Here is a 15,027-nt window from a genome sequence, read left to right on the forward strand (position 1 = left end):
TCAGCGGGTGAGCCAGAGGGCGGGCCTGGTCAGGTCGCCCTCGGGGCCGGTCCAGCCCGCCGCGTACACCTCGGTCGTGCCGGGGCGGCGGGCCAGGGCGGTGACCGTGCCGCGCACGGTCGTCGTCGTCCAGCGGCCGGCCGCGTAGTGGTGCAGCCGGGAGCGGGTCGAGTCGAGCACCCACAGGCCCGCCCGGCCGTCGGGCTCGGCCTCGGTGAAGGCCGCGCCCTCCGGGCCCCAGCGGCACCGCCAGGCCGATCCGTCCCAGTGCAGCGCCAGCGGGCGGCGGCGTTCCAGGGGCTCGCCCTGCTCGTCGTACTCGTCGGGCGGGAACCAGGAGACCCCGCCGACCACCCACACGTCGTCCGGCCCGAGCACGGCCACGTCGCCGAGCTCCGTGCGGGCCGACCGCGCGCCGTCGGGCGCGCCTGGCTCGGGCAGGTGCACCGCCTGCCACGCGACGCCGTTCCAGCGGGCGGCGGGGTCGTGCGCGGTCTGGCCGACCGTCCACACGTCCGCGCCCTCGCCGCCGAGAGCCCGCGCCGGGGCGGGCAGCCGGTACGCGCGCCAGGCCGAGCCGTCCCAGCGCAGCGCGTCGCGCCCGGACACGGCCCACGGGCCGCTCGCCGCGGTGCCGTGCAGGCCGATGGCCGAGGAGCCCTCCTTGAGCGGCGTGGCGGCGCTCACGTCGTCGTCCGCGACGGCGGCGACCAGGCCGGGACGTTCGTCGTCGCCGGTCCCGAACGCCCACGCCCGCTCGCCCGAGACCGCCCCGACCGCGGTGACCGTCATCCGGGACGGCAGCGCGTACGTGCGCCAGCGCGCGCCGTCCCACCGGCCCAGCCCGCCGGACGTCGTCTCCATCCCGGCGGACGTCTCGCGCTGGACGGAACGCACCGCCCACACCGCCCCGTCGGGGGCGACCGCGAGCCGGTCGAGCGTGCCGTGCCCGTCGCCCGCCGGGACCGTCCGCCACGGGGACCGTACGGGCTCGGCGCGCAGGTCGTCGCCGCCGGGCCGGGGGCAGCGGGCCTGGACCGTGAGACTCACCGCTGGAGCGGACGGGACGTCCCGCCCGGGAGGCCCGGCGCAGGCCGGAAGCGTCAGCAGCACGCCGAGACCGGCCACGCGGGCACGTACGGAACGCCGCACCTCGCCCCCTTCGTGATCATCGGCAGAATACGCTCACCCTGCCCAGGAGACCACGCGTGACGCCGATCAGCCCTGCGAAATGTAGTGGAGGATGACGTTGTGCACGTGGTGGGCCTTGTTGTCGCCGCGGAAGTCCACCTCGTAGGTGTGCGTGCCGACGTGGATGGCGATGGCGCCCGAGGAGAAGAACCCGCCGGCCAGCGACTTGTTGCTGACGACGCTCACCGCCGAGATCTTGGAGTAGGGGATGCTGGTGATCGCGATCCGCTTGCCCACGAACGACTTGTCCTGCACGATCACCCGCCGGTCGGTGAGCCCCAGGAACCCGGTGCCCGCCCCGATCGCGTCGTAGACGGCGATGATCTGCTCGCCGGGGAGCAGGCCGCTCTCGATCTGCTTGAACTGCTCTTTACGGTCGTAGGGGATGTCAGCCATGCCCGGCCAACGAACGGGACGGGCTCCCGCGTTCCGCCCCGGGCTCAGGGCCCCGGCGGGTGGGCGGAAGGGTCGTGCGGGAGGTCGAGCAGGCAGCCGCACGCGCCGGGCGGCTGCGGCAGCCCGAACAGCGCGCGGACCTGGGCCGGAGCGGGGCACGGCGGCTGCTGGCGCTGCACGACGAGGTCGTCGCCGACGTGGCCGGCGCCGGTCGCCCGCTGCTCGTGGACGTCCCCATGCAGGGCCCCGACCTGCCCGAGCCGCTGGTCAGAGCCCGGGAACTGGCCCCCGGCGCCGAGATGCTGGCCCGCTTCCACGGTGGCCTGGCCGCGGGCGCGGCGGCGATGCTGGACGGACGGCTCGACGTGTCGTTCGGCCGCTTCGCCGGGCTGCCCGCGGACGTGCGCGCCCGGCTGGCCCAGGTCCCGGTGCGCCTGCAGCCCCTGGCCGTGCTCCTGCCGCGGGACCACCCGCTGGCGGAGCTGGACGCCGTGCCGCTCGGCGCGCTGGCCGCCTTCCCGCTGGACGTCATGGCCGGGAACGCCGGCACGCGGGAGTGGAGCGACCTGGGGGAGCGGCTGGCCGAGGCGTTCGGGCTGCGGCTGGCCCGGCCGCACGCCGCGCCCGAGGGGGCCGCGGAGATGGGGCACTACCTGCGCCGCCATCGCGAGCCGGTGCTGGCCAGTGTGGGGATCGGCGGGATCCCGGGCGCGGTGAACAGGCCGCTGGCCGAGCCCGTGCCGCTCGGCCTGCAGAACCTGGTTCATCCCAAGGGCCTGCGGCACCCGGGCCTCGCCGCGCTGGGACGGGCCCGCCACTGGCTGCGCCGCCCGCCGGGCTCCTGGCTCCCCGAGGCCGACGAGGCCCTGGTGCCCTTGGAGGACTGACGCCTAGGTGGCGCGTTCGAGCACGACCACCGGGATCCGGCGGTCGGTCTTCTCCTGGTATTCGTCGTACTGGGGCCAGGTGCGGGTCATCGTCCGCCACATCTCGGGCTTCTCCTCCTCCGAGGCGGTGCGGGCGCGAGCCTTGAACCTGTCGCCCTTGACCTGCACCTCGACGTCGGGATGGGCCAGCAGGTTCTTGTACCACTGGGGATCTTCGGGATCGCCGCCCTTGGAGGCGACCACGAGGTAGTCGTCGCCGAACCGCTGGTAGATCAGCGGCGTGGTGTACGGCTTGCCGGAGTTACGCCCCTTGGTGGTCAGGAGGAGGACGGTGGTGTTGTTCCAGTCGTGCCCCTCCGCGCCGTCGGTGGCCTGATAGCGCTGCACGTGTTCCTTGCCATAGAGCATGCCTCTGGACTACCCCGCGCGGGGTGGTCCTCACCGTGCCGCGCCGACCAGCTCGGCGGCCCGCCGGCTGTCGATCGGGAGGGCCGAGTCGGGGGTGCGCTCGCGCACGTCGCGGTCGCGGATCGCGAACACGGCGGGCGCCGCGCCCACGTCGCCGTAGCGCTCGGTCACCGCCGCGCCGATCGCCCGCCGCACGCCGGCCACCACCTCGCGGACGCCGGGCCCGGACGTGACGAGATGGCCGAGCATCCCGGCGAAGCGCAGCTCGTCGTCGGCGGCGGGCCGCTGCCCCGGCAGCACCGGCCGGTCGAGCCAGAACACCGTGCCGGACAGGACCGCCTCGCTGCCGCCGGGGCCGAGCATCCGCGCCGTGCGGGCCAGCAGCTCACCGAACTCGGCCAGGTCCGCGTGCGGCGGGAGGTCGGTGGTGACGAACAGGGGCACGATCAGCGAGTCAGGCATGCGGCTATCCCTCCGTGAGGAGGCTCATCGTAGGACGTGCCACCGACAATTCCGCGGCGCGCCACTCACCGTCCACCGCCCGGGCCGCTCGGCGCCACTCACCGTCCACCGCCCGGGCCGCTCGGCGCCGCTAGCGCTCGGTCCATTCGTCCTGGATCGCCGCGTGCACGATGGAGTCGCGCCAGCCGTGCGGGGTGTGCACGTGGTGCCGGATCCGTCCCTCCTCGACCATGCCGGCCGTCAGCATGGCGAGCTGGGCGGGCAGGTTGGCCGGCGACCTCGCGCCCCAGACGCGGTGCAGCCCGAGCTGCTTGAAGCCGAACGACAGCAGCAGCCGCACCAGGTCGGTGCCGATGCCGCGGCCCCACTGGTCGGGATGGAGGCCGAAGCCGATCTCGGCGCTGTGGGGCAGGTCGGGGTCGATCTTCAGGCGGGCCACGCCGATCACGTGCCGCCGGTCGGCGTCCACGACGGCCAGCACGTAGAGGCGGCGCGGCTCGGCGGCGGCCGCCTCCATGGCCTGGCCGACCAGGGCGGCGACCTCCTGCACGCTGCGCGGCGCGAACGGCATGTGCTGCGTGGCCGCAGGATCGCCGTAGACGGAGTGCAGCGGGACGACGTCGGCGTCGGTGAGGTCACGAAGTCCGATTCGCTCGCCGATGACCGTCACGCGCCGCATGCGCAGAAGGTAACGCGACTGTAGCGATCTTTACAAGGGTGTCAAGTCGCCAGCTGACTGCCGTAAGCCCGCGCGACAAGTTCGGCGACGGCGCTGTGCGCGCCGAGCGGCTCGGCGTGACCGGCCTCGACGGCGGCGGCGGCGCGCTCGACGACCTCCGCCGGGGCCTCGTGACCGATCAGGCAGGGCGCGATGGCCAGCCGCTCGGCCCCGGCGGCCCGCAGGCGCTGGGCGGCGACGTCCACGCCGGGCTCGCTGTCCAGCGAGGCGGCGACGACCGGCAGCGTGAGCCTGGAGGCCAGCAGCACGGCCGTGGCCTGGACGGCGTGCACCGCGCGCTCGCCGCCCACCGTGCCCAGGATGACGGCGTCGACGGGGCTGGAGACGTTGAGCAGGCGGACCCGGTCGGCCCTGGCCAGGCCGCGCTCGGCGAGCCTGATGTGCAGGGCCTCGGCGAGCAGCGGGTGGGGGCCGAGCGCCTCGGTGGCGACCGCGCCGGAGCCGGCGGCCGCGATGGCCTTCCCGATCTCGGCCATGACGACCGGGTCGTCCCAGGTGAGCAGGGGCACCACGACGGCGTCGCGGCCCGCGGGCAGCGAGTCTGCCAGGTCGGCGACGGCGGTCAGCCGCACCTCGATCTGCGGGTTGTCGACCCGCACCACGGCCGCGATCTCTTCGGCGACGCCGCCGGTGCCGCCGGGGGTGGCCAGCACGAGCATGGGCGCGTCCGGCGGCAGGGACGTGGGCACGGGGCGACGGTGCCGGCCGCCGCCGGGCCGGGGGGAACGTTCACGTACAGGCAGGCTCACAGGCGCGCAGTTTATGCCTATTCGCGGGTGGTTGTTCTGTGAATCGGGAGCGATTCCGTCACAACGGGAATGCTGTGATCGAGATCACATCGTGACCGCCGCCGCCGTTGACGAACACCCCTGAGAAGGGCAACTCTGAGGCAACTAGAAACGCGTTCTAGAGCGACAGTCACACACCGTCCCCGGAGGATGGGAATGAAGCCGTTCTATGTCCGCGAGCTGAGCGTGTACCCGGTCGGCCGCCGGCGGATCTTCCTGCTGGCGATAGCCGTGCTGGCGAGCCTGGTGGCCAACTTCGAGACCACGCTCGCCACGATCCTGCCGCTGCTGATGAAGGACCTGGGCATGTCGCTCACGGTCTACGGCCTGCTCGCCGCGGGGTCGGTCCTGATCGGCGGCCTGTCGGCGGGCGTCGGCGGCATCCTGTCCGACCGCTGGGGACGGGTCACGCTCCTGGTGCCCACCCTCACCGTCACGGCGGCCTGCAACTTCCTGCTCGCCACCGTGGACACCGTGGCGGGCCTGTTCTGGGTGCGCTGCCTGATGTTGTTCATCGAGGGCGCCGGGATCACCATCACCGCCTCCCTCGTCCGCGACTTCTCCCCGCGCCTCGGCCGCGCCCAGGCGTTCGCGTTCTGGACGTGGGGGCCGGTCGGGGCGTCCTTCCTGGCCTCGTTCATCGCCGGGTTCACGCTGCCGCTGTTCGACAACGCCTGGCAGTCACAGGCGATCATCATGGGCGTCGTCTCGCTGGCCATGTGCGCTGTCATCGTCTGGAAGATCGCCGAGCCGTCGGCGGCGCTGCGGGCCCAGGTCCTCGACGCCGAGGAGGCCGTCGCGGCGGAGGAGAAGATCGACGCCGGACGGGTGCGCGAGCTGTTCCGGCACCCCCACCTGTGGGCGCACGTCCTGGGCAACACCGGCTGGCAGGTGCTCTACTGGACGTTCGCGATCTTCGGGCAGACGATCCTGGTGGAGGCGTTCGGCCTGGAGCCCGCGGGGGCCAACCGGGTGGTGGCGCTCGGCATCGTGCTCAACGCGGTGGCCGTGGTCGTCGTCGGCCGGGTCTCCGACCGGCTCCGGTTGCGCAAGCCGTTCACGGCCGCCGGCACCGCGCTGACCGTCCTCACCCTGGCCTACTTCATCAGCATGGTCGGCCCCGGCATCTCGCCGGGACACGTCACCGCCGTCTACGCGCTGCTCTTCCTGTTCATGGGCGTCGCGTACGTGCCGTGGATGGCCAACTTCTCCGAGAACGCCGAGGATGTCGAGTCGCGCCTGCAGGGCTCGGCGCTGGGCATCTGGGGCATGGTCGTCCGCGTCATGATCGTGGTGCTGCTCGTCGTCTCGCCCATGGTGGTCTCCGCGGGCGGCTGGGGCGCCTGGCTCGCCGTGGCGCTGGCCGGGCAGGTCGTGTTCCTGGCCTCGACGGCGGCGTTCAAGGGCGACTGGCGCAGGCGCCCGCGGGTCACCTTGCCCGAGACCGCCGTCTGAGAGGACTGGGCGAGTGGGACGCGCGTGGGCGGCGGTGGCAGCCGCCGCCCACGCCTTCGCGGCGTTCCCGCCTTCCCCTCGCGCTCAGGCGAAGGGACCCACCTGGCCGGGCAGCCTCCTGGGCGTGCCGCGCTCGCCGGCGGCGATGTCCAGGTCGCGGGTTTCCGGGGCGATGGCCAAACCTACGGCGGTGACGGCCAGCGCGACAACCACGTACAGGGACACGGCGAGGGTGGTGCCGTACAGGTCGAAGAGCTTCAGCGCGATGATCGGGGCCAGCGCCCCGCCGACGATCCCGGCCACCTGGTAGCCCATGGACGCGCCGCTGTAGCGCAGGCGGGTGCTGAACAACTCGGCGATGAACGCGGCCTGCGGGCCGTACATGGCGGCGTGGGCGGCCAGCGCGACCACCGCCGCCAGCACGATCAGCGGGACCGACTTCGTGTCCAGCAGCGGGAAGAACGCGAACACCCACCCGGCCGCCGCCAGCACGCCCGCGAAGTAGACCGGCCGCCGGCCCAGCCGGTCCGACAGCGCGCCGAACAGCGGGATCAGGCCCAGTTGCAGCACCGAGCCGATCAGCACCGCGTACAGCGCCACCGACCGGTCCAGCTTCAGCTGCCCGGTGAGGTAGACGATGATGTACGCGGTGAAGGTGTAGAAGGCCACGTCCACCCCGATGCGCGCGGTGAACGCCGACAGCAGCGCCCGCGGATGCGTGCGCAGCACCTCGACCAGCGGCATCCTGGCCGTGGCTCCGTGCTTCTCGACGCGGGAGAACAACGGCGACTCGGTGACCCGCGTCCGCACCCAGAGCCCGACGACCACCAGCACGCCCGACAGCAGGAACGGCACCCGCCATCCCCACGACTGGAAGGCCGCGTCCGGCAGGGCGAAGGACAGGATCGCGAGCAGGCCGGTGGCCAGCACGTACCCGGCGGGCACGCCGACCTGCGGCCAGCTCGCGTTGAAGCCGCGCCGCCTGCTGTCGCCGTGCTCCAGCGACATGATCACCGCGCCGCCCCACTCGCCGCCGAGCCCGAAGCCCTGGACGAAGCGGAGCACGGCCAGCAGGACGGGCGCGGCCACCCCCACGCTCGCGTATCCGGGAAGCACGCCGATGAGGAACGTCGACAGGCCCATCAGCAGCAGCGTCACGACCAGCACGGTCTTGCGGCCGGCCCGGTCGCCGAAGTGCCCGAACACCACGCCGCCGAGCGGCCTGGCGACGAACGCGACGGCGTTGGTGGTCAGCGCCGCCAGCGTCGCGTTGAGCGGGTCGAGCGACGGGAAGAACAGCTTGCCGAAGACCAGCGTCGCGGCCGTGGTGTAGAGGAAGAAGTCGTACCACTCCAGGGACGTGCCGACGAGGGCGGCGATGATCACCCGGCGGGTCTGGTTCGCGGAGCTTGACATCGAAGGCTCCCAGATGGTCGAGGGGATAGTTTCAACGTAAGGATTGTTGAACAATTCGACAAGAGATTTGCTCCATGATTCCCTGGCGAACGTGGAAGACGTGGTCGCGGACCTCGCCCGGCACCGGTCGAGACTGAGCCGCAGCAGCACGGCCGAGCGCGTGGCCGACATCCTCCGCGACAACATCATCGAAGGCGCCTTCCCGCCGGGCGAGCGGCTGTCGGAGGAGGCCATCTCCGAAGGGCTCGGCGTCTCGCGCAACACGTTGCGCGAGGCGTTCCGCCTGCTCGGCCACGAACGCCTGCTCGACCACCGGCTCAACCGGGGCGTCTTCGTCCGGCTCCCGTCCGTGGAGGACGTCTCCGACCTCTACACGATGCGGCGAGTGCTCGAAGGGGCCGCCGTCCGCCGCGAGGCGTCGCGGCAGGCGCTGGCGCTCATCGAAGAGGCCGTGCGCGACGCCGAACGGGCCGCCGCCCAGGGCGACTGGCAGGGCGTCGGCACCGCCAACATCCGCTACCACCAGGCCCTGGTCGGCCTGCACGGCAGCCCCCGCCTCGACGAGACCATGCGGCAGCTCCTCGCCGAGCTGCGCCTGGTCTTCCACGTGATGGACAACCCGCGCGCCTTCCACGAGCCGTTCATCGACCGCAACCGCGCGCTGCTCGCCCTGCTGGCGGAAGGCCGCACCGAGGAGGCGGCCGCCTACCTCGACGACTACTTCGACGAGGCCGAGCGGCTTCTCATCCACGCCTACCAGCCGAACGGGTAGCGTTTCCGCATGGACCGGATCTTCACCCTGGACGAGGCGCGCGCCCTGCTGCCCGGCATCATCGCCGAGGCGCGGGAGATCGTCGCGGGCCGCGCCGACCTGGCCGAGATCGCCTTCGACCGGGAGGCCGCCGGCGGGTCGCGGCTCGGCGGGCTGCCCGAGATCAAGGCCATCGAGGCGCGCATCGAGGAGACGCTGACCCGGTGGAGCGAGCAGGGGATCGAGGTCAAGGGCGTCGCGCCGCTGCTGATCGACTTCCCCTCGGTGCTCGGCGGGGAGTCGGTGCGGCTGTGCTGGATCGAGGGGGAGCCCGAGCTGGCCTGGTACCACCGTACGGATCTGGGCTTCGCGGGGCGGCGCCCGCTGCCCTGAAGCGTGGCCTACATGTGACCAACTCGCCACCGTGCCCATGGGTCTAACCAGGTGAGCGAAAGGATCACCACTCATGAGGCTATCCTCAGCGGCCGCCGCGCTCCTCGCGCCGGCGGTCGCCGGCGGGCTGGGGCTCCCGGCCGCCGCCGCACCCGCGCACACCGGGCCGCCGCAGGCCCGCGCCGCCTGGGTCACCGCCTGCGAGCTGCCCGGCGAGGGCACGTCCCCGTGCGGCCCCTGGCGCCTGCTCCTGCGTGACGGCCGCAAGGTCACCGTCGGCGACTCCGCGGCCCGTGCCAAGGACCGCGCGACCTCCCTGTTCGCCCTCAGCGGCGACGGCCGGACCATCGTCTACCAGCGGGCCCGCGACCACCGCCTGGTCGTACGGGCGGTGGCCGGCGGCCCGGTCAGGGAACTGCCCAGGTCCCTGCGGCCGGGCGCGGACGACGCCCTCTACCTGTCATCGGCCGGCGACCGGGTCCTCGTCGGCCGCCGGGGCCACGCCGAGGTGCTCACCGTGGCCACCGGCAGGATCACCGGCCTGACCGTCAAGGGCGAGCCGGCCGGCTTCAGCGGCGACGGCGACGAGGTGCTCACCACCCGCGACCTGAGCGACGGCACCAGATGGCTGTACTCCTACGGGCTCGACGGCCGCGTGCTCAGGAGCCCGGCCCCCCAGTTCGTCGCCAACGCCGTCACCCTCGCGCTGTCCCCCGACGGGCACACCGTCGCCGCGTTCAGCTCCGGCGGCAGCCGTGGCGGCCCGCCCCGGATGCGCACGTACGACCTGGAGAGCGCCCGGCTCTCCGACGGCGTGAACCTCCCCCTGGCCGGCGACGCCTCGCCCGACCACGCCCGCTGGACCCCTGACGGAAGGCTCGCCGCCTACTCCTACGACAGCAGCACCACGAAGTCGACGGTGGTACGGGTGCTCACCGTCGACCCCGCTTCCGGCCAGGCCCGCCGTACCGACACCTACAAGGTGGGCCCCGACCCTCACACCATCGTGTTCCCGGGGGAGTGACCATCGTGAGAATCGTCCCTTTGCTGACCGCGGCCCTGCTCGCCCTCACCGCCGTGCCGGCCGCCGCCCAGGCGGCGCCGCACCACGATCACGACAGCATCCGGTACGCCTCCGTCAAGGGCTGCCCGGACAAGGACGGCGCGTCCAGGCCCTGCGGGCAGTGGCGGCTGGTCATGCACGACGGCGGGCGCAGGACGCTGCCCGACGCCCAGGTCGTCGCGCTCGACGCCAGGCGCAGGTCCACCGTCACCTCGCCGGCGCCGATCGCGGTCAGCGGCGACGGGCAGCGCGTGGCGTACCTCACCAAGGCCGGGCGGCTGGCCGTACGCGTGCTCGGCGGCGGCGTCACGCTGATGCCCAAGGACGCCCTGCCGCGGGTCGCCCAGAACGAGGTGACGCTGCAGCTCTCCGGCGACGGCGGGCGGCTGGCCGTCGCGATCCAGAACGACCGGCCCGCCGCCACGAAGATCTTCGACACCGCGACCGGCGCCCTGCTCGGCACCGTGCCCGCCGACGAGACCCTCCTCGGGTTCAGCGGCGACGGCGACGAGGTGCTGTCCACGATCGAGTCCGACGACTCCGTCACCGACCTGGTCGTGCGCGACCAGACGGGCGAGCACCTCGTACGCGTCACGCCGCCGCAGGTCGTGGCCGCCAACGGCCCGCAGGCGCTGGCCGGCGACGGGCACACGGCGGCGGTGCTGATCCGCGGCAGGAAGACCGAACTGCTCACCTACGACCTCGCCACCGACGAGGTCACCGGGCGCAGGAAGATCAAGCTGCCGGACGGCGAGCTCAACATGATCGACTGGACCGGCGACACGCAGGTCACGCTGCACCTGGTGTCCGGCTCGTCCAGGATGACCATCGTCCAGGTCGACACCGGGACGGGCGCCGTGCGGGTCAGGGACCGGTACACCGTCCTGAAGGACAGCTTCGTCTTCGCCGCCTGCGGCGGCTGAGCCCGCGCCACTGCGGCGCAGCGTCCACGGCGGGACAGCGTCTACGGCGGGGCACGGTCTGCGGTCAGGCACGGTCTGCGGTCAGGCACGGTCCGCGGTCAGGCACGGTCCGCGGTCAGGCACGGTCCGCGGTCAGGCACGGTCCACGGCGGGGCAGGGGGAGCCCCGCCGTGGATACGCTTGCCGGGTGGAGGTTCACTCGACCAGGGCGATGGCCGTCAGAGCCGTCGAGCTGTGCGTGGCGCTGCTGCACGAAGAGCCGACGCCCGCCTCGGTGACGGACGTCCTGCGCCGCCACGGCGAGCACGGCGACCTGGGCCTCGACGAGTCCGACGTGGCCGCCATGCGCGCGGCGGCGGCCCGGCTGCGCGACGTCCTGGGCGCCCGCGACGCAGGGGAGGCGGCGGGCCTGCTCAACCGCCTGCTCGCCGAGACCGCCCGGCCGCCCCGGCTGACCAGCCACCGGGGCACGACGTCCTGGCACCTGCACGTCGACAGCGGTGACGAAGCGCCGTGGGCCGAGTGGTTCCTGGCCTCGTCGGCGATGGCCCTGGCCGTGCTGGTCGCCGACCATCAGCGCGTTCCGGGCGGGTTGTGCGCGGCCGCGGGGTGCGGACGGCCGTACCTCGACCTGGGCGGCGGCAGCCCCCGCCGCTACTGCGGCACCCGCTGCGCCACCCGCGCCCGCGTCGCCGCCCACCGCGCCCGCCCCCACCCCCCTGACACCACACCCCCGCCCCCGCCTGCTGGTGCCGAGCCCCCCGCTGACGCTCGCTAACCGCGGCGGCGGCGGAGGAGGACGTAGACGGCCACGGCCTGTAAGGCCGCGCCGGTCAGCAGGGCGGCAGTGGCCGAGTGGGTGCTCAGCGGGCCTGCCAGCGCCGATCCGACGGCGAACGAGGTGATCTTGAGGCTGGCGCCGGTCGTGAACACCTGACTGCGCAGTTCGGCGGGGGCCTCGCGTTGCCGCACCGCGAACAGCGCCGTCAACTGCGGCCCCTCGCCCGCGCCCACCAGCCCCGCCGCGACCACCGCGATCCAGTACGTCCCCACCAGGGCTGCTCCTGCCGTGGCAGCCAAGGCCATGCCCGCGCCGACCAGCGTGGTGGACCAGACCAGGGTCGTGTCCCACGCCGGTGTCGCGTTCCGCCGACGGGGGCCGCCGCGCCAGGCCAGGAGCCCGTTCGCGGCCAGGCCGGCCGCCGCCGTGACGGCCAGCAGCAGCGTGCCTCGGCTGCTGTCGCCCGTGAGCTCCAGCCCCAGCACCGGCGCCGACACCACGAACATGCCCGCCCCGGCGCACGAGACCATCGACCCGGCGGTGGCCCGCCCCAGCACCGGGTTCCCGAGCACCGCCCGGATCCCGCCCGCCATCTCCCGCGCGACCGCTCCCGCAGCCCGTATCGGCGCGGTGAGGCGGCCGAAGCGCCGCCGTTCGCCGCGTGGCCCGTCTCCCGCGAGCAGGTCACCGCCGCTCAGCCGGCCCTTTGCGGGCCTGTCGCTCGTGGACTGGCCGAGCGGAGGCTGGTCAAGGGCGGCCCCGTCAACGGCGGGCAGGTTGTGGGTGGGCACGTCGCCTGTGGGCTGGGTGTGGGGGGTGCGGGCGGGGAGGGTCCAGGCGGCGGGGAGGGCGGTCAGGAGGAGCAGTGCGGAGACGAGGACTGCTGCCGTTCCGCCTGCCACGGCGGCGATCACGCCGACCGCCGCCGGGCCGGCCAGCCCCGCCACGTTGTACGTCATGGCGTCGAGCGCGGTGGCCCGTGCCAGCCGCCCCCGGTCGGGCCCGGAGACCAGGGGGAGCTGTCCCGTCCAGCCGCCGGTCAGCGCGGGGCCCGCGAGCCCGGTCACGACGGCCAGCGCCACCAGCGCCGTCCCGGGCACCCGTCCGACGCCGCCCGCCACCAGCAGCAGGCCGGCCGCGTACCCGAGCAGGCAGCACGCCAGCAACCGGCCCGGACGGCGGGCGCGGTCCAGCAGCACGCCGAGCAGCGGCCCGCCGACGGCCGCCGACACGGTCAGCCCGGCCAGCAGCGACGCCCCCAGCAGCGGAGACCCGGTGGCGGCGAGCCCGGCCACCAGGAGGGCGGGTCCGGACATCTCGTCGCCGGTCCGGGCGGCGACCACCCCGGCCATGTAACGCGTCAACATCAGCAAGACGTTACAGGATCGGGTTAAGGGGTGGTTCGGGCGGGGAAGGGGTCGGTTGATCGTCCCGCGAGGGTCCAGCGCCCGCCGGCGGCGACCGCCCGGCCTGTACGGACTGCGTACCGCACAGGCCGGGCACCTCCCGGCACCCGCAGGCGGCATCCGAGTCGAATGTGTGTTTGAACAATGGCATAGACTCGGCCTCATGAAAGCCGCGTTCCAAGCATCTCTGCTGGGTCTCGACGAGGAGCTCGGCGTCGGGCGGCTGGGCGCCACGGTCCGCCGGACGTACCTCGACCACGGAGCCTGGATCGACCTGCGGCCCGGCTGGCTGACGGGGGCCGACACGCTGTTCACGCGGCTGGCCGAGACGGTGCCGTGGCGCGCCGAGCGCCGCCGTATGTACGACCGGGTCCTCGACGTCCCGCGTCTGCTGAAGTTCTACGACGAGGGCGAGACGCTGCCCGACCCCGTCCTCGACCAGGCCAGAGCGGCGCTCGACGCCCACTACGGCGAGGAGCTGGGCGAGCCCTTCCGCACCGCGGGCCTGTGCTTCTACCGCGACGGCCGCGACAGCGTCGCCTGGCACGGCGACACCATCGGCCGGGGCAGCAGCGAGGACACCATGGTCGCGATCGTCTCGGTGGGCAGCCCGCGTCCGCTCCTGCTGCGCCCGCGCGGCGGCGGCCCCTCGATCCGCCGCGACCTCGGGCACGGCGACCTGATCGTCATGGGCGGCAGCTGCCAGCGGACGTGGGAGCACGCCATCCCCAAGACCGCCCGGCCCGCGGGGCCGCGCATCAGCATCCAGTTCAGACCCCGCGGCGTCCGCTGACCGGGCCCTGCGCGCCCGCCGTGTGCCCGCGCGCCCCGCGTGCTAGCGGATGCGGAGACGGGCTATGCGGCCCTGCTCGCCGGAGGCCCAGCAGGACAGGTCCGGGGTGCACGAGACGGTGTCGAACGAGCCGCCGTCGAAGGTCTCCCAGCGCTCCCCGCCGGTGTACGTCACGTCGCTGCCCGTGGGCCCGACGGCGATGGCCGCGAACGGCAGGTGCGGCAGCCACGTCACCCCCGACCGGTACGCGGGCGGCGGGGTCGTGGCGGTCCGCCAGGTGGCGCCGCCGTCCCTGGTGACCGCGGCGGCGTTCGGGGAGGGGAGGCCGGGCTGGTAGTCGCCGCCGACCGCGATCCCGCGGTGCCGGTCGCGGAAGGCCAGCGCGAAGACGCCCTTCGCGGGGTCGGCGGCCGGGATCGGGGTGTCGGTGACGGTCCACGTACGCCCGCGGTCGGCCGAACGGAACACGCGTGACCGCTCGCCGCCGCCGGTGGCGATCCAGGCGTCCCGCCCGCCCGCGGTCACCAGGCACTGGCCGCTCGCCGCGAAACCGGCCTCGCCGGGCAGCGCGTCCGGCATGCCGCTGGACGGGAGCACCTGCCAGCTCCGGCCGCCGTCGTCGGTGGACAGGAGGCGGAACCTGCCGTTCACCGGGTCGCTCATGGCCAGGCCGTGGCGGCGGTCGAAGAAGGCCATGCAGTCGTAGAAGGCGTTCGGCTCGTCGTTCCTGAAGGACTCGGTCCAGGTGCGGCCGCCGTCCTCGGTGCGGTAGACGCGGCCGTCCGTGCCCGTGCCGATCGACAGGACCAGGGCGTGACGGGCGTCGAACGCCTCCACGTCGCGGAACTGGAGGGACTCGGTGCCGGGCGGGGAGACGTTCTGCCAGGTGCGGCCGCCGTCCACGGTGCGCAGGACGGTCCCGCCGGTGCCTGCGGCCCACACCACGTCCCTGCTCACGGGCGCGAGACCGCGGAAGCGGGCGGTCACGCCGGTCTCCTTCAGCTCCCAGCCGAGGCCCGGGCCGGGGGTGGGGGTGTCGGCGTGGGCGGGGAGCGGGGCGGCGAGCACGAGCGCCGCGGACAGCACGCTCATCGCGATGCGAACGTTCATGCCGGGCAAACTAACCCAACAGATCACGAGCGTCCATCATGCGGACACCCCGCCGCCCCAGGAGA

Annotated in this window: 17 protein-coding genes; 8 read left to right on the forward strand and 9 right to left on the reverse strand. The window is 73.8% G+C overall.

Going from position 1 to position 15,027, the window contains the following annotated elements; genetic code table 11:
• Together AB0J76_RS19920 and AB0J76_RS19925 are read right to left on the reverse strand one after the other, a co-directional pair.
• Window positions 1-1,152: a hypothetical protein gene (locus AB0J76_RS19920; RefSeq protein ID WP_352329856.1), complete on the reverse strand. Its 1,152-nt coding sequence runs from the start codon at window positions 1,150-1,152 to the stop codon at window positions 1-3.
• 66 nt (window positions 1,153-1,218) lie between these two features.
• A complete protein-coding gene (locus AB0J76_RS19925) occupies window positions 1,219-1,587 on the reverse strand; it encodes a PH domain-containing protein (RefSeq protein WP_352329854.1) in 369 nt (122 codons plus the stop codon).
• 74 nt (window positions 1,588-1,661) lie between these two features.
• Between AB0J76_RS19925 and AB0J76_RS19930 the strand changes: the two genes are divergently transcribed.
• Window positions 1,662-2,474: a LysR family transcriptional regulator gene (locus tag AB0J76_RS19930; RefSeq protein ID WP_364390068.1), complete on the forward strand. Its 813-nt coding sequence runs from the start codon at window positions 1,662-1,664 to the stop codon at window positions 2,472-2,474.
• 3 nt (window positions 2,475-2,477) lie between these two features.
• Here AB0J76_RS19930 and AB0J76_RS19935 read toward each other — a convergent pair whose 3' ends face one another.
• From AB0J76_RS19935 to AB0J76_RS19950, 4 genes are all read right to left on the reverse strand, one after another.
• Window positions 2,478-2,882: a nitroreductase family deazaflavin-dependent oxidoreductase gene (locus tag AB0J76_RS19935; protein ID WP_364390070.1), complete on the reverse strand. Its 405-nt coding sequence runs from the start codon at window positions 2,880-2,882 to the stop codon at window positions 2,478-2,480.
• 30 nt (window positions 2,883-2,912) lie between these two features.
• A complete protein-coding gene (locus AB0J76_RS19940; protein ID WP_352329882.1) occupies window positions 2,913-3,344 on the reverse strand; it encodes a hypothetical protein in 432 nt (143 codons plus the stop codon).
• A 130-nt stretch (window positions 3,345-3,474) separates the two neighbouring features.
• Window positions 3,475-4,023, reverse strand: a complete 549-nt coding sequence (locus AB0J76_RS19945) for a GNAT family protein (protein WP_352329880.1) — start codon at window positions 4,021-4,023, stop codon at window positions 3,475-3,477.
• 41 nt (window positions 4,024-4,064) lie between these two features.
• Window positions 4,065-4,772: a hypothetical protein gene (locus AB0J76_RS19950; protein ID WP_352329878.1), complete on the reverse strand. Its 708-nt coding sequence runs from the start codon at window positions 4,770-4,772 to the stop codon at window positions 4,065-4,067.
• A gap of 255 nt (window positions 4,773-5,027) precedes the next feature.
• On the opposite strand from AB0J76_RS19950, the gene AB0J76_RS19955 reads away from it, so the two are divergent.
• The gene (locus AB0J76_RS19955) at window positions 5,028-6,326 is read left to right on the forward strand and encodes an MFS transporter (protein ID WP_352329877.1); all 1,299 of its coding nucleotides are present in this window, start codon (window positions 5,028-5,030) and stop codon (window positions 6,324-6,326) included.
• Between the two features lie 84 nt (window positions 6,327-6,410).
• On the opposite strand, the gene AB0J76_RS19960 is transcribed toward AB0J76_RS19955, so the two are convergent.
• Entirely contained in the window at window positions 6,411-7,742 is a 1,332-nt protein-coding gene (locus tag AB0J76_RS19960; protein WP_352329875.1) for an MFS transporter, read from the reverse strand.
• A 91-nt stretch (window positions 7,743-7,833) separates the two neighbouring features.
• On the opposite strand from AB0J76_RS19960, the gene AB0J76_RS19965 reads away from it, so the two are divergent.
• The 5 genes from AB0J76_RS19965 to AB0J76_RS19985 all read left to right on the forward strand — a co-directional run bounded on the left by AB0J76_RS19965 (window position 7,834) and on the right by AB0J76_RS19985 (window position 11,650).
• Window positions 7,834-8,514 carry a GntR family transcriptional regulator gene (locus AB0J76_RS19965; protein ID WP_364390073.1) on the forward strand — a complete coding sequence of 227 codons (681 nt, stop codon included), beginning with the start codon at window positions 7,834-7,836 and terminating at the stop codon, window positions 8,512-8,514.
• Between the two features lie 9 nt (window positions 8,515-8,523).
• Window positions 8,524-8,886: a DUF2203 domain-containing protein gene (locus AB0J76_RS19970; protein ID WP_352328303.1), complete on the forward strand. Its 363-nt coding sequence runs from the start codon at window positions 8,524-8,526 to the stop codon at window positions 8,884-8,886.
• A 73-nt stretch (window positions 8,887-8,959) separates the two neighbouring features.
• Window positions 8,960-9,910 carry a hypothetical protein gene (locus AB0J76_RS19975; protein WP_352328304.1) on the forward strand — a complete coding sequence of 317 codons (951 nt, stop codon included), beginning with the start codon at window positions 8,960-8,962 and terminating at the stop codon, window positions 9,908-9,910.
• 5 nt (window positions 9,911-9,915) lie between these two features.
• Complete coding sequence (locus AB0J76_RS19980) at window positions 9,916-10,872, forward strand: hypothetical protein (protein WP_352328305.1); 957 nt, start codon at window positions 9,916-9,918, stop codon at window positions 10,870-10,872.
• Between the two features lie 187 nt (window positions 10,873-11,059).
• The gene (locus AB0J76_RS19985; RefSeq protein WP_352327479.1) at window positions 11,060-11,650 is read left to right on the forward strand and encodes a CGNR zinc finger domain-containing protein; all 591 of its coding nucleotides are present in this window, start codon (window positions 11,060-11,062) and stop codon (window positions 11,648-11,650) included.
• Here AB0J76_RS19985 and AB0J76_RS19990 read toward each other — a convergent pair.
• On the reverse strand, window positions 11,647-13,020 hold the full coding sequence (locus AB0J76_RS19990) for an MFS transporter (protein ID WP_352327480.1): 1,374 nt from the start codon (window positions 13,018-13,020) through the stop codon (window positions 11,647-11,649). The two genes, AB0J76_RS19985 and AB0J76_RS19990, sit on opposite strands and share 4 nt — an antisense overlap.
• 202 nt (window positions 13,021-13,222) lie before the next feature.
• Between AB0J76_RS19990 and AB0J76_RS19995 the strand changes: the two genes are divergently transcribed.
• Window positions 13,223-13,852, forward strand: a complete 630-nt coding sequence (locus AB0J76_RS19995; protein ID WP_352327481.1) for an alpha-ketoglutarate-dependent dioxygenase AlkB — start codon at window positions 13,223-13,225, stop codon at window positions 13,850-13,852.
• Window positions 13,853-13,894: 42 nt separating this feature from the next.
• On the opposite strand, the gene AB0J76_RS20000 is transcribed toward AB0J76_RS19995, so the two are convergent.
• Window positions 13,895-14,962, reverse strand: a complete 1,068-nt coding sequence (locus tag AB0J76_RS20000; RefSeq protein WP_352327482.1) for an oxidoreductase — start codon at window positions 14,960-14,962, stop codon at window positions 13,895-13,897.
• Between the last annotated feature and the right edge of the window lie 65 nt (window positions 14,963-15,027).

The sequence above is a fragment of the Nonomuraea sp. NPDC049624 genome, from assembly GCF_040675255.1.
Taxonomy (GTDB): Bacteria; Actinomycetota; Actinomycetes; order Streptosporangiales; family Streptosporangiaceae; genus Nonomuraea.

What these genes read in the sequence shown, in the direction of transcription:
- AB0J76_RS19925 (WP_352329854.1), bottom strand. Translation starts at nt 1,587, where the DNA reads ATGGCTGACATCCCCTACGACCGTAAAGAGCAGTTCAAGCAGATCGAG.
- AB0J76_RS19955 (WP_352329877.1), top strand. Translation starts at nt 5,028, where the DNA reads ATGAAGCCGTTCTATGTCCGCGAGCTGAGCGTGTACCCGGTCGGCCGC.
- AB0J76_RS19970 (WP_352328303.1), top strand. Translation starts at nt 8,524, where the DNA reads ATGGACCGGATCTTCACCCTGGACGAGGCGCGCGCCCTGCTGCCCGGC.
- AB0J76_RS19990 (WP_352327480.1), bottom strand. Translation starts at nt 13,020, where the DNA reads ATGTTGACGCGTTACATGGCCGGGGTGGTCGCCGCCCGGACCGGCGAC.
- AB0J76_RS19945 (WP_352329880.1), bottom strand. Translation starts at nt 4,023, where the DNA reads ATGCGGCGCGTGACGGTCATCGGCGAGCGAATCGGACTTCGTGACCTC.
- AB0J76_RS19935 (WP_364390070.1), bottom strand. Translation starts at nt 2,882, where the DNA reads ATGCTCTATGGCAAGGAACACGTGCAGCGCTATCAGGCCACCGACGGC.
- AB0J76_RS19940 (WP_352329882.1), bottom strand. Translation starts at nt 3,344, where the DNA reads ATGCCTGACTCGCTGATCGTGCCCCTGTTCGTCACCACCGACCTCCCG.
- AB0J76_RS20000 (WP_352327482.1), bottom strand. Translation starts at nt 14,962, where the DNA reads ATGAACGTTCGCATCGCGATGAGCGTGCTGTCCGCGGCGCTCGTGCTC.
- AB0J76_RS19995 (WP_352327481.1), top strand. Translation starts at nt 13,223, where the DNA reads ATGAAAGCCGCGTTCCAAGCATCTCTGCTGGGTCTCGACGAGGAGCTC.
- AB0J76_RS19975 (WP_352328304.1), top strand. Translation starts at nt 8,960, where the DNA reads ATGAGGCTATCCTCAGCGGCCGCCGCGCTCCTCGCGCCGGCGGTCGCC.
- AB0J76_RS19960 (WP_352329875.1), bottom strand. Translation starts at nt 7,742, where the DNA reads ATGTCAAGCTCCGCGAACCAGACCCGCCGGGTGATCATCGCCGCCCTC.